Origin of the sequence: Paenibacillus sp. J22TS3, assembly GCF_018403205.1 — a bacterium.
Lineage (GTDB): Bacteria > Bacillota > Bacilli > Paenibacillales > Paenibacillaceae > Fontibacillus > Fontibacillus tuaregi.
Map to the genome: position 1 here is coordinate 59,258 of NZ_BOSF01000013.1, position 13,561 is coordinate 72,818.

The following is a 13,561-nucleotide window of genomic DNA, read 5'->3' on the forward strand; positions in this document are numbered from 1 at the left end:
TCCCCTCCGAAGTATTAAATTAAGGATATAAAACCATTACCCACTATGCCAAAATTCTCGTCCAGCCCGTATTCTCAAGATGATAGCACATCTTGAACAAGACCGACAACACACTGTGCCGCAATCCCTTCGCCTCTTCCGGTAAACCCAAGCTGTTCAGTGGTTGTTGCTTTAACATTCACTTGATCGGGCTCAGCCCCGAGCGCAGCGGCAATGACTGCAACCATCTGAGGAATATACGGTGCCATCTTTGGACGCTGTGCGATAATGGTCGCATCCAGATTCCCCAGCTTCCAGCCCTTCTTCACAGCCATCGCCCAGACTTCCTCAAGCAGCTTCAGACTGTCCGCATCCTTGAACTCGGGGTCCGTGTCCGGAAAATGTCTCCCGATGTCCCCTTCCCCAATTGCTCCCAGAATGGCATCGCTGATGGCATGCAGCAGCACATCCGCATCAGAGTGTCCAAGCAGCCCCTTCTCATAAGGGATGGTAACGCCACCTATAATACAAGGTCTGCCCTCTACCAATTGATGCACATCAAAGCCCTGCCCCACTCTAAACATTTACCTCTCCCCCGTCTCTTTCCTTCTGATAAATTCGGCATAATCCAAATCGTCCGGTGTGGTAATCTTGATGTTGCTGTAGCTTCCTTCCACCACCTTGACCGGTATGCCGATCCGCTCGGCAAGCATGGAGTCATCGGTGCCGAGAAAGCCCTCACTGGCTGCGTTCTGGTGAGCCTTAAGCAGGTCGGAATGCCGAAAAGCCTGCGGGGTCTGAATAGCCCACAAGCTGCGGCGGTCAGGGGTCGCGGTAACCCATGCCTGGTCGTTCACCTGTTTGACGGTATCCTTCACCGGCACCGCCAGGATCGCTGCCCCTTCCTTCTTCGCGGCTGTGTAACAAGCCGTCACCTGATCTCCAGTCACAAAGGGTCTTACCCCGTCATGAACCAATACCCATTCACAATGGGTTACAAGCAATCCTTTATACACCGAGTGCTGGCGTTCAGCCCCGCCCGGGATCACATTTACTGTATGCTCCAATCCGTACGTCTTCACCCATTCCTGGCACCTTGGCACATCCTGCTCACCTGTTACCAGGATGATCTCCTTAATAAAAGGAAGACGGTCAAACACTTCAAGCGTATGGATGATGATGGGCTTGTCCTGCAGGAGCAAATACTGTTTGCTCTCCACGGTTCCCATTCGGGTCCCTCTGCCGGCAGCCACCACGATGACCGCTGCGTCCTGATTGTTCACTACCACTGTCATCCCTGCCTCACCGTATCATAGTAAGCTGCCCGCTCTCTACAGCCTTTCCCATCATACCGTGTTTACTGGGCTTTTTCCAACAATTTTGGCTTCGCGAAGATCATTCGGCCCGCCGAGGTCTGCAGCACACTGGTCACCAGCACTTCAGTCACTGTGCCGATGTAATCCCGTCCACCCTCCACCACGATCATGGTTCCATCATCGAGGTAAGCCACACCTTGGCCATGCTCTTTGCCGTCCTTGATGACCTGAACCATAATCTCCTCGCCCGGAAGCACAACCGGCTTCACCGCATTGGCCAGATCGTTGATATTCAACACGGATACCCCCTGAAGCTCACAGACCTTATTCAGATTGAAGTCGTTGGTCACCACTTTGCCCTGCAGCACCTTAGCCAGCTTTACCAGCTTGCTGTCCACCTCGGAGATATCTTCAAAGTCCCCTTCGTAGATCAGAACTTTCACATCGAGTTCCTTCTGGATTTTGTTCAGGATGTCCAGCCCTCTGCGGCCCCGGTTCCGCTTAAGCAGATCAGAAGAATCGGCAATATGCTGAAGCTCTTCCAGTACGAACTCCGGGATCACAATGGTCCCCTCGATAAAACCGGTCTTGCAAATGTCCGCGATCCGTCCGTCGATAATCACACTGGTATCAAGGATCTTATGCTCTTGAGTCCAGCTTTCTTCTTCACGCTGATCCGAGCCCCATCTCCCGGATTTCCACAAAGAGGAGAGCTCATCTTTCTTCTCGATCCCTACCCGCAGGCCGATGTAACCGCACGCCCACGTAATTACAAGCTGCACTGCTTCCCTCAAGCTTCCAAGCCAAGTCAAACCGGGGTAGACCATTAACGAAAGAAGAAGTCCTGCAGTAAGACCTGCCGTACCCGCAGCCAATTTTCCCATAGGGATTTGAGTTAAAGCCTGAATACTTGCCCGAATACGCCCGGACAAATTCTCCGCAAATAATGAAAAGAGGAACATAAAGAGACAGGCGCCCACCACAGCGAAAAGAAGATGCTGACCCAGGGGGCCTATTTGATCCATGAAGGATTGAAATGAAGCCGGCATCACATCAACCAGTCCCTGGGATGTATAACCTGACCATGCTCCAATCAACCCGGCAAGAATCAGAAAGGTTCTCTTTACCATATGTTCCTTCACCTCCTTGAAATTTTGTACATCTGTTCTTTATCCAGTATGATCCATTTTTTGCAGAGGTAATCTAGCGGATTGAACTTTTTTTTCGAGTTGTCCGAAATGTCCTAATCTCTCTCAAAGCCCTTGGTTGTGGGATTTCTGCTTGATCCAGAGGGAAAAGGTGATCTATAATGTATTCAATTCATAATATAAGGTGGATGGAAAATATGAGCACACTTAGCTTACAGTCTTTTCAAGAACAAGTTTCCGAATTGCTGCTCCGTCACCGCAGTCTGCTCGATGTCCTGTCCAAAAATGGACAAAGCAATGCTTCCGTCATCCGTGCGGTAACTAAAGCCGTCACAGAGTGCGGATGCATTGAGCTTCATGCTACCAAGCAAACCTTTGAACCCGGTATCGATCTTGAACAGGCCAAGGAAGTGGCCGGCAAGCACGTAAAGGGAGAGCTTTGCGAGAACTGCAGGGAAGCGGTTAGTTCAGAACTGGGCCGCAACTTGTTTTATATGTCTGCCTTATGTAATCTGCTTGATATTAACATGGATGATGTCGTTCAAAGGGAATCCCAGAAATGCTCCACGCTTGGATTGTTCAATCTGTCTTAAGATATCCCGATAAAAAATGCAAAAAACACTGGCCCTGCTGGACCAGTGTTTTTGTTTGTTTATCAAACTGTAGGGTAACCTGTATCAATTAATGTTTGGAGCGGTAAGGCTCATCGGAAGAGTGCGAATGCGGACCCCTTTTGCCGAACAATCTTTCAATATTCTGCTTAAGCCCATACAGCGCATAGATCACAAGAGGCACAAAAATCAGTTTGGTCAATTGGTCCGGGAATCTTACGGCCACCACCACAGCAACCAGTACGACCCATGGTGCGAACCAAAGCGCTTTTCTGGGAAGTCCAATTTTCTTGAAATTCGGATATCTTACGGAGCTCACCATCAAATAAGAAAGCAGAAGCATCGCTATAATAAAATAAGGGGCTGTAATTTCTTTGTGAAATAACGACAACGTGGCAAGCACGCTACCGGCGGCCGGAATTGGAAGTCCAATGAAATATCCAGGAATTCCCGGCTTCACATTAAATCTCGCAAGGCGCAATGCACCGCACATTGGGAAAATAGCGGTCACGATCCAAGCCAGAGCGACCGGCATATCTTGAAAGGAAATAATGTACATCAGCAGAGCGGGTGCAATCCCGAAGGAAATGACATCCGAGAGAGAATCGAGTTCTTTTCCAAATTCGCTTTGACAGTTAAGCGCACGGGCTACACGTCCATCCAGACCATCCAGCAGCATGGCTACAATAACCATGATTGCCGCCAAACTGTACCTCCCGTTAAATGCCAACATAATCGCGACCATTCCGAGAAACAAGTTACCCAAGGTAAACATGTTCGGAATCGATTTAGTAATCATCTCTTCACCTCATATATATTATGCCTCAGGTTCATCCTTTGATTGTATGGGAATTAAATTTGTCTGTCAATAAATACTTGTTCCTGAAGGCGCTTTAGCCCCTCTTTAATTGCACGTGCCCGCACCTCGCCAATTCCATCCACTTCATCCAGCTCTTCAATGGAAGCCATCATAACTCCCGGCAGCTGTTCGAACCGCTCAACCAAATTGTGAACAATTACGTTAGGCAGCCGCGGAATTTTGTTCAGCACGCGGTAACCGCGCGGGGAGATCAGCTCTTCGGAAGAAGCCCAAGCCGCAGGATATCCGAGCAGCTTGGTAATGTGCACCACATCAAGCAATTCCTCATCGGAAGAACGTTTCAGACCTAAGATCAGATCACGGATATACTCCTCCTGGTCCTCACGGGCATAGTCCTTATACAAGAGCCAGGCTTCTTCTTCCATGTTGCTGACCAGCTCTTCCATCTGCATGCTAATCAGGCGGCCTTCCGTACCAAGCTCGTTGATGAATCTTTTGATTTCAAGCTTAATCCGGATCACCATTTCCACCCGTTGGATCACATTAATCACTTCCGGCAGAGTGACCAGCTCTTCGAACTCCGATGCTGTCAAGTTGGTCAAGGACTGATTGAGCACGGATCTATACTTCTCCAGCGTCTGAATTGCCTGATTCGCTTTGGTCAGAATCACGCCAATCTCTTTGAGCGCATAACGCAAACCACCTTGGTATAAGGTGATAATGTTACGGCGCTGCGAAATGGATACCACCAGCTTGCCGGTCTGCTTCGCTACCCGCTCCGCTGTACGGTGACGGATTCCCGTTTCGGCAGAAGAAATCGAGGAATCGGGAATCAGCTGCGTATTTGCATACAGAATCCGCTTCAAGTCCTCACTAAGAATAATGGCTCCATCCATCTTGGCGAGCTCATACAGGTAGTTCGGCGAGAAATCACAGTTGATGGAGAATCCCCCCTCCACCACCTCCATGACCTCTGGGCTGTATCCGACCACAATCAGGCCGCCCGTCTTCGCCCGCAGCACATTCTCCAGACCGTCCCTGAATGCCGTTCCCGGTGCGACGAGTCTGAGCAGATCGTTCATTTTCTCCAATTGGTTAGGTTCTTTCATCTTTAAGTGCCCCCTAATTTAACGCAACAGCTAACGCCTCTGCAACGGTGTTCACGCCGACAAGCTCAATACCTTTGGGGCTCTTCCATCCCTTAAGGCTTTTCTCTGGCAGAATGACCCGTTTGAATCCGAGCTTCTCCGCTTCTCTTACCCGCTGCTCCACACGGGACACCGCCCTTACCTCCCCGGTCAATCCAACCTCTCCGAAGATGACATCATCGGGCTTGGTCGGAATGTCCCGGAAGCTGGAAGCAATGCTCACCGCGATGGCCAGGTCGACAGCCGGCTCATCCAGCCGGACACCGCCCGCCACATTCACATAGGCATCCTGATTCTGCAGGAACATGCCCATTCTTTTCTCAAGAACGGCAATAATCAGATTCATCCGGTGATGATCCACTCCTGTCCCCATCCGCCTTGGTGAAGGAAAATGAGTCGAGGAGATCAACGCCTGAAGCTCCACCAGCATAGGACGCGTCCCTTCCATACTGGCGACTACAGTCGAACCGGCCACCCCAAGCGGACGCTCCGACAGGAACAATTCAGACGGATTCGTAACTTCCGTAAGACCTACTTCATTCATTTCGAAGATCCCGATTTCGTTGGTGGAACCAAAACGGTTCTTCACCGCTCTGAGCAGCCGGTAGGAATGATGCCGTTCACCTTCAAAATAAAGCACACAGTCCACCATATGCTCAAGCAGCCGTGGACCGGCAATAGCGCCCTCCTTGGTAACATGGCCGACAAGCACCGTGGCTATGCCCTGTCCCTTGGCGATTCTCATAAATCTTGCGGTACACTCACGGACCTGGGACACGCTTCCCGGCGCACTGGTCACTTCAGGTAAATATACAGTCTGAATCGAATCGATGACCAGAAAGTCAGGCGATACGCTCTCAATCGCTTCCTCAATGCTATCCATATTGCTCTCGCACAGCACAAAAAGCTCCTCCGACAGCGCACCAAGGCGTTCAGCGCGCAGCTTGGTCTGCCGTACGGATTCTTCTCCTGAAATATACAGTACACGAAGTCCTGCGCGGGCCATCTCATAAGACGTCTGAAGCAACAGTGTGGATTTGCCGATTCCCGGATCACCGCCAACCAGTACAAGTGAGCCCGGAACAACCCCTCCGCCAAGGACACGGTTTAACTCTCCGATTCCAGTCTGAACACGCGGCTCTTTACCGCTCTCTATATTGATGATGGGCTGGGCCTTTTCCTTAGTTTGAAAAAGCCCCGATGTCAGCCCTTGTGTCTTTACGACTTTCTCTGTTTCCTCAATCATGGTATTCCAGGCACTGCAGCCCGGGCACTTGCCATACCATTTCGGGGATTCGTAACCGCATTCCGTACAATAGAACTTGGTCTTAATTTTGGCCATGTACTTCTCCTAACCATCTGCAAAATATATTCCCGTAATTCAACCGGTATAACAATCAAAGTTTACCATTTATACTGTTTTATCGTAAAGTTCTAATGAAAATGTTATATCAAAAAACAAAGGGCTGCTTCATCTGAAGGTTAATCAGATGAAGTGCAGCCCCTTTTTGCCTGTATTTAGTTTAGTTTGGTGATAAAGTGCCTGTTCGATTCACCGTGAGAGCCCCGTTCTCTTCGTCGATCACCAGGGAATCTCCTTTTTTGATTGTGCCGGTCAGAAGCTCTTCAGACAAACGGTCTTCGATGTGCTTCTGAATCGCACGGCGGAGTGGACGCGCACCGTAAGCCGGATCAAAGCCTTCTTTGGCCAGGAATGCCTTGGCTTTGTCTGTGAGCAGGAAGTCCACATCATATTCACGCAGCCGTTTGCGAAGCTCCTCGGACATCAAGGTCACGATTTCGGAAATATGAACTTCTTCCAGGGAGTGGAAGACGATCGTTTCATCAATCCGGTTCAGGAACTCTGGACGGAAACTCTTCTTGAGCTCACCCATCACTTTATCCTTCATCGTCTCATAGTTGGCACCCGCATCGTTCACAGCAGTGAAACCAAGCGTTGTATTCTTCTTGATTACGTCTGCCCCTACGTTCGAAGTGAGAATAATCAGGGTGTTGCGGAAGTCTACAACACGGCCTTTAGAGTCGGTAAGACGACCGTCCTCAAGCACTTGAAGCAAAATGTTGAACACTTCAGGATGCGCCTTCTCAATCTCATCAAGCAGCACTACGGAATAAGGCTTGCGGCGAACCTTCTCAGTCAACTGGCCGCCTTCTTCATAACCTACATATCCTGGAGGGGCTCCAACCAGACGGGCTGTGGAGTGTTTCTCCATATACTCGGACATGTCAATCCGGATCACCGCGTTCTCATCACCGAACATAGCCTCAGCAAGAGCACGGGCTAGTTCCGTCTTACCTACCCCGGTAGGTCCGAGGAAAATGAAGGAGCCCATTGGCCGCTTCGGATCTTTAAGACCTGCACGGGCCCTGCGAATCGCACGGCTGACGGCCTTAACCGCCTCATCCTGCCCGATTACACGTTCATGAAGGATCTGCTCCATGTTAAGCAGACGCTCGGTTTCCTCTTCCTTCAGCTTGCTGACAGGGATACCCGTCCAGCTTGCCACGACCTGAGCAATGTCTTCCGGAGTAACCTCGGAATCCGTACGCCCCTGTTTCTCTTTCCATTGATTCTTCGTCACGTCCAACTCTTCGCGGATCTTCTGCTCCGTATCCCGGAGAGCGGCAGCCTTCTCGAATTCCTGGCTTTGAACAGCAGCGTCCTTCTCCTTGCGGATATCCTCCAGGCGGCTCTCCAGTTGTTTCAAATTAGGTGGTGCCGTATAAGAATTCAGTCTAACCTTAGATCCGGCTTCGTCGATAAGGTCAATCGCCTTATCTGGAAGGAAGCGGTCAGGAATATACCGGTCAGACAATTTTACTGCCTGCTCGATTGCCTCATCGGTAATTTTCACACGGTGATGCGCTTCATAACGGTCCCGGAGACCATGCAAAATCTGAATGGCTTCTTCAGGAGACGGTTGATCCACGGTAATAGGCTGGAAGCGCCGTTCCAGGGCGGCATCCTTTTCGATATACTTGCGGTATTCATCCAGGGTTGTTGCCCCGATGCACTGAAGCTCGCCACGGGCCAGAGCTGGCTTAAGAATATTGGAGGCATCGATCGCGCCTTCAGCACCCCCTGCACCGATCAGGGTATGCAGCTCATCAATGAACAGAATGATGTTACCCGCTTGGCGGATTTCATCCATAATTTTCTTCAAGCGGTCCTCAAATTCACCGCGGTATTTGGTCCCGGCTACAACCGAACCCATGTCGAGTGTCATAACTCTCTTCTCCCGGAGAATTTCCGGTATCTCATTGTTAATGATCTTCTGAGCCAATCCTTCGGCGATAGCTGTCTTACCAACACCCGGCTCACCGATAAGCACTGGGTTGTTCTTGGTCCGCCGGCTCAGAACCTGAATTACACGTTCAATTTCCTTGCTGCGGCCGATCACCGGATCAAGATTGCCTTCCTTGGCTGTCGCCGTCAGATCACGGGCCAAGCTGTCCAAGGTTGGTGTGTTCACATTTGCCGGAGTGCCATGGTGGCTTGATACAGCTTCACTGCTTCCAAGCAGCTGAAGCACCTGCTGACGGGCTTTGTTCAGACTAATCCCCAGGTTGTTCAGAACGCGTGCTGCCACGCCTTCCCCTTCACGGATTAGCCCAAGCAGAATGTGCTCGGTACCGACATAGGTATGTCCCAGCTTCCGCGCCTCATCCATGGACAGTTCGATAACCTTCTTGGCACGCGGTGTATATGCGATATTGGTTGGCTGCTCTTGTCCGCGGCCAATCAGAGTCTCTACTTCATCCTGAATCTTCTCAAGACCCAGACCCAGTCCGATTAACGCTTTAGCTGCAATCCCTTCGCCTTCCCGAATCAGACCCAGCAATATATGTTCGGTGCCGATATTATTATGCCCCAAACGAACTGCTTCCTCTTGAGCCAAAGCCAGCACTTTCTGTGCGCGTTCCGTAAATCTTCCAAACATCATATCCCTTACACCTCCATAATATGGTAAGAATCGCATGTCTAACTCATTGCATTTATTTACCCAATTTCTCGCGAATCAACTTGGCCCTGTACATATCCCGTTCTCCGCGGTCCATATGTTCATTGAACTTCTTTTGCAGAAAACCTGGCTGTGTCAGCACCGTAAGCTCATTCAGCTCGGAAGCCGACAAATGGTCAATCAAGCCCAGGTCAATGCCCAGTCTCACATCCGACAAGCGCTGTGCAGCTTCCTTGGAATCAATAATAGCGGCATTCGATAAGATACCGTAAGACCGCATGACCCTGTCAGTCATACGAAGCCTGGATTCCAGGAGAAGCTTCTGACGGGCCGTTTTCTCGTGCTCGATAATTTGCAGCACGACACCATGCAGGTTCTCAATAATTTCAGCTTCACTTTGTCCCAGTGTAATCTGATTTGAGATTTGAAACAAGTTACCCATAGCCTCACTGCCCTCACCGTAAATCCCCCGGACCGTCAGACCCACCTGGGTTACTGCCGACAGAATCCGGTTAATCTGCTGCGTCAGAACTAAGGCAGGCAGGTGCATCATGACTGAAGCTCTAAGACCTGTCCCTACATTTGTAGGACAACTGGTCAGATAACCTCTTTTGTCATCAAAGGCATAATCCACATGAGCTTCAAAAATATCATCTACAGCCGTCGCTCTCTCCCAAGCCTCATGGACATGAAAACCGGGATACAGGCACTGAATACGCAGATGGTCCTCCTCATTAATCATGATGCTAAGACTCTCGTCCTCACTAATGATGACCGCTCCATTTCGCGACTCCGTGGCAAGGTTAGGACTAATTAAATGCTTCTCCACAAGAATCTGACGGTCCAAATCTTCCATTTCATCAAGCAGGAGGAGATGCAGTCGACCATATTCACCTAACCGGTTGTCGCCAAGGACTTCTTTTAGCTGCTTCAGCACCTCTTCAGACTGCTGATTAGTGGCCAGCATTGGAAAAGCCAGATGTTGAAGGTTCCGCGCAATCCGTACCCGGCTGCTGATGACAATATCGGATTCATTTCCTCTATGTCTCATCCATTCACTGAGCGGCTGATCTGTAAACCGGAGATTTGGCATAACGCATTCCCCCTATTCTGATGAAATTTCCTTCTCAAGTTCCCGGATCTGATCCCGAAGCTTAGCCGCAGTCTCAAATTCCTCCTGCACAATCATCATCTGCAGCTGCTGCCGCAACTCGTCAATCTTACGCTTGGTCTGAATATGGCTGCCGATACGAACCGGCACTTTACCCATATGGGTGGTGTTACCGTGCACTCTCTTGAAGAGAGGGTCCAAGCGGTCGTTAAAATATTTATAACAAGAGCTGCATCCAAACCTTCCCACCTTACTGAATTGGGAATAGGTCATTCCGCATTCCTTACATTGAAGATTCTCTGTGTTCTTGCTGGTTACCTGCTTTCCGCTAGGACCAATATCCAGCAATCCGGATAACAAGCTGTGAATAGAAAAACCACCTGAAGTTCCCGGTATCATCTCGCCTTTTTCTCTGGCACAGGCTTCACAAATATGAAATTCCGTTTTTTCTCCGTTCACAATTTTGGTGAAATGAAGAGAAGCCGGACGTTTACCGCATTCCTGACAAAGCACAAGATGTCCCTCCTTTAACTGTGGCTTAAGATTTAACTAATAATGATATCAACATAGCTTTCATAATTCTTGCACGAATCTCATCCCGATAAGGAAGCTTGAGCGCAAGCACCTCTCTAGATACTACAGACCTCATCAGATTGGCTTCACGTTCAGTAATCACACGTGCTTCAACCAATTGATAGATTAATCCCTCAGCGGCTGCTTGACCCATCTCATTTCCAATCGTCTGATGCAGATGAGTATGCAATGAGGTCGGGCCAGGCAGCTCAATCCTGCGGATTCGGACATATCCGCCTCCGCCGCGCTTGCTTTCCACCAGGTACCCTTTCTCCAAAGTAAACCTTGTGCTGATCACGTAGTTGATTTGGGAAGGCACACAGGAGAATTTATCGGCTAAATCATTGCGCTGGATCTCAATGGTTCCCTCAGGACTTTCATGCAGAATACTCTTGAGATATTTTTCTATAATATCGGAGATATTTCGCATTCACTCATCCCTCCACTGCTGAAGCGTCTAGCCATTACGAAACGGCAAAAACGATCTCCTGATAAAGTCAACCTGCAGTCAAATCCAACAACTGAACTTTTAAGACATCGAATAATAAATCGGGTAAAAGAAATAATAACTATACATCGAATTGACTTTGACTTTCTTTGACCTTGAATTTATTATATCATATTTTCCTCATTTGCCAAGGCCCTTTTTATATTCAGTCTAAAATCCATTGGATCTATAAGCGCTCTCTAGGTCAGGTCTTAGCAAAATCCTGTTTATCCACCTCTAGTTATACTTTACCCATCCTACATCCTGTCCATTCGACCCTCCAATTAATTTACATAGCCATTAACCCACGCTTTGAAACCATTTAACTTGTAGCCATTCAGGGGTAATAAAATAAATCTATCGTTGGAGCTCGATTTATTTATGTAATAAAACCTAACATTTCTATTGTCGAATCGTATGATTTTCATATATACTTTCGTAAATAAGTTGCCTTCTTGTAAGATAACATTACATAGAATTAAGAAAGGAGCTGAAGTTATCGATTTCTTACTTAGACAAGCTGCTGCTTATTTACTGAATGTACAACCGACCATGATACTCACATAAGTGAAAGGGGATCAACTTCTATGAACTACAAAAAATTCTTCGCTGTATCACTATTAACAGGTACCTTATTTACTACAACACTTCTTACTGGATTAAATCCTTCTTCTGCTCAAGCCAACGAATTCGTAACTACAGGCAAGATAGTAGCTGTGAATTCTACATCTACAGTTCCTTCCGTCACTAAGGCGTTACCCAATATCAAAATTCTGGCCACCGGTGGAACTATAGCCGGATCATCTGCCTCAAACACCGATACAACGGGTTATAAGGCAGGAGCACTTGGTGTTGATACACTCATTAATGCAGTTCCAGAAATGAAGAGTATGGCTAATGTAAGTGGAGAACAAATTGCCAACGTTGGTAGTCCGGATATCACCAATGAAATTTTGTTAAAACTTGCAAAACGTGTCAACGAACTGCTTGCCCGCAATGATGTTGACGGCATCGTAATTACTCATGGAACGGACACCCTGGAAGAAACGGCCTACTTTCTGAATCTTGTTGTCAAAAGTGATAAGCCCGTTGTCGTAGTAGGGTCAATGCGACCTGCCACCGCGATGAGCGCCGATGGTCCTTTCAACCTGTATAATGCTGTAAAGGTTGCCGCCGACAAGCAGTCGGACGGAAAGGGTGTCCTCGTCATGCTTAATGACCGAATCGGTGCTGCCCGGTATATCACCAAGACCAACACCACTGCTGTAGATACATTCAAATCCTCGGAACAGGGCTATCTCGGCGCTGTAGTTGGCGATAAAGTATACTACTATAATGAACCTACCCGTAAACATACAACAAGCACCCCGTTCGACATTTCCAAGCTCGACAAGCTTCCTCAAGTTGATGTCCTATATGAATATGAGAATAACGGCAGATACTTATACGATGCTGCTGTGGCTGCTGGGGCCAAAGGGATTGTCGTTGCCGGTTCTGGTGACGGTTCGCTATCCAGCGCTTCTGAGGCCGGAGCCATTGATTCCGGGAAAAAGGGTGTGCTTATCGTCCGTTCAACGCGGGTAGGGAGTGGGACAGTCGCTCCTTCATCCGAAGACGCTAAGAGAAACTTTGTGTCCTCAGATTCACTAAATCCACAAAAGTCGCGTATCCTCCTTATGCTGGCCTTAACTCTAACCAATGATGTCAACAAAATCCAAACCTTCTTTAATGAATATTAATCGTACTAATATCCTTCCTCCATCTACAGAACAAATAAAAGAACCGTCAGAGATCTCTGACGGTTCTTTGCTGGCTTCCAATTAATCCCCTTCTTTTTCCTCGGGCACATCATATTTATTAATATGCGCAGTAATGGCTTCCACAGCCTCATTAACATCGGTTGTAGCAGGGACCGCCTTAACTTCATCCTCTGTCTTGTCCAAAAAATTCTGATGATCTGCACGGATCGCTTCAATTTTGTTACTCATCTGAAATCAACCTCCTAAATTTAAAATTGCTCTCTTATTGTTTCAGAATCAGCTGTATCTATACGTTAATTGAACTGCGTTGCAGATAAAAAATTTAACACATAAAAAAGCCTTATCGATTATTCGATAAGGCTTACTTTTCGCTTGGCGGCGTCCTACTCTCCCAGGACCCTGCGGCCCAAGTACCATCGGCGCTGGAGGGCTTAACGGTCGTGTTCGGGATGGGTACGCGTGGAACCCCTCCGCCATCGCCACCAAACGGATTGCTATTCAGGCTTGATCGCCTGAAAACTAGATACGAAACGAACTTGCGCATCCCCGTCATGCTCGGGGTATTTGTTTGGATAAGCCCTCGACCGATTAGTACTGGTCAGCTCCATGCATTGCTGCACTTCCA

The 13,561-nt window shown here is 48.5% G+C and carries 13 protein-coding genes and 1 rRNA gene; 2 read left to right on the forward strand and 12 right to left on the reverse strand.

Annotation, left to right across the window (positions count from 1 at the left end; translation table 11 throughout):
• Positions 1-74: 74 nt before the first annotated feature.
• The 3 genes from ispF to KJS63_RS25375 form a co-directional block, all read right to left on the reverse strand.
• Complete coding sequence (gene ispF / locus KJS63_RS25365; protein ID WP_213621582.1) at positions 75-563, reverse strand: 2-C-methyl-D-erythritol 2,4-cyclodiphosphate synthase; 489 nt, start codon at positions 561-563, stop codon at positions 75-77.
• Complete coding sequence (gene ispD, locus KJS63_RS25370) at positions 564-1,274, reverse strand: 2-C-methyl-D-erythritol 4-phosphate cytidylyltransferase (RefSeq protein ID WP_213621583.1); 711 nt, start codon at positions 1,272-1,274, stop codon at positions 564-566. It abuts the gene before it with no gap.
• 62 nt (positions 1,275-1,336) lie between these two features.
• Positions 1,337-2,425, reverse strand: coding sequence for a PIN/TRAM domain-containing protein (locus KJS63_RS25375; protein WP_068620467.1), 1,089 nt, complete (start codon positions 2,423-2,425; stop codon positions 1,337-1,339).
• A gap of 215 nt (positions 2,426-2,640) precedes the next feature.
• On the opposite strand from KJS63_RS25375, the gene KJS63_RS25380 reads away from it, so the two are divergent.
• Positions 2,641-3,036, forward strand: coding sequence for a nucleoside triphosphate pyrophosphohydrolase family protein (locus KJS63_RS25380; RefSeq protein WP_068620469.1), 396 nt, complete (start codon positions 2,641-2,643; stop codon positions 3,034-3,036).
• An 88-nt stretch (positions 3,037-3,124) separates the two neighbouring features.
• On the opposite strand, the gene pssA is transcribed toward KJS63_RS25380, so the two are convergent.
• From pssA to KJS63_RS25415, 7 genes are all read right to left on the reverse strand, one after another.
• Positions 3,125-3,853 (reverse strand): CDP-diacylglycerol--serine O-phosphatidyltransferase, encoded by a 729-nt coding sequence (gene pssA, locus KJS63_RS25385; RefSeq protein WP_068620472.1) that lies wholly within the window; start codon positions 3,851-3,853, stop codon positions 3,125-3,127.
• Between the two features lie 53 nt (positions 3,854-3,906).
• Positions 3,907-4,983 (reverse strand): DNA integrity scanning diadenylate cyclase DisA, encoded by a 1,077-nt coding sequence (disA, locus tag KJS63_RS25390; RefSeq protein WP_068620473.1) that lies wholly within the window; start codon positions 4,981-4,983, stop codon positions 3,907-3,909.
• A gap of 13 nt (positions 4,984-4,996) precedes the next feature.
• On the reverse strand, positions 4,997-6,364 hold the full coding sequence (gene radA, locus KJS63_RS25395; protein WP_068620475.1) for a DNA repair protein RadA: 1,368 nt from the start codon (positions 6,362-6,364) through the stop codon (positions 4,997-4,999).
• 181 nt (positions 6,365-6,545) lie between these two features.
• Positions 6,546-8,987, reverse strand: coding sequence for an ATP-dependent protease ATP-binding subunit ClpC (gene clpC / locus KJS63_RS25400; RefSeq protein WP_213621584.1), 2,442 nt, complete (start codon positions 8,985-8,987; stop codon positions 6,546-6,548).
• Positions 8,988-9,039: 52 nt separating this feature from the next.
• Entirely contained in the window at positions 9,040-10,098 is a 1,059-nt protein-coding gene (mcsB, locus tag KJS63_RS25405; RefSeq protein ID WP_213621585.1) for a protein-arginine kinase McsB, read from the reverse strand.
• A gap of 12 nt (positions 10,099-10,110) precedes the next feature.
• Entirely contained in the window at positions 10,111-10,629 is a 519-nt protein-coding gene (gene mcsA, locus KJS63_RS25410) for a protein-arginine kinase activator protein McsA (protein ID WP_213621586.1), read from the reverse strand.
• Positions 10,630-10,654: 25 nt separating this feature from the next.
• The gene (locus tag KJS63_RS25415; protein ID WP_068620482.1) at positions 10,655-11,119 is read right to left on the reverse strand and encodes a CtsR family transcriptional regulator; all 465 of its coding nucleotides are present in this window, start codon (positions 11,117-11,119) and stop codon (positions 10,655-10,657) included.
• 644 nt (positions 11,120-11,763) lie between these two features.
• Here KJS63_RS25415 and KJS63_RS25420 point away from each other — a divergent pair.
• Complete coding sequence (locus tag KJS63_RS25420) at positions 11,764-12,915, forward strand: type II asparaginase (RefSeq protein WP_213621587.1); 1,152 nt, start codon at positions 11,764-11,766, stop codon at positions 12,913-12,915.
• An 81-nt stretch (positions 12,916-12,996) separates the two neighbouring features.
• On the opposite strand, the gene KJS63_RS25425 is transcribed toward KJS63_RS25420, so the two are convergent.
• Together KJS63_RS25425 and rrf are read right to left on the reverse strand one after the other, a co-directional pair.
• Positions 12,997-13,164, reverse strand: coding sequence for a hypothetical protein (locus KJS63_RS25425; RefSeq protein ID WP_187386150.1), 168 nt, complete (start codon positions 13,162-13,164; stop codon positions 12,997-12,999).
• Between the two features lie 142 nt (positions 13,165-13,306).
• Positions 13,307-13,423, reverse strand: a 5S ribosomal RNA gene (gene rrf, locus KJS63_RS25430).
• Between the last annotated feature and the right edge of the window lie 138 nt (positions 13,424-13,561).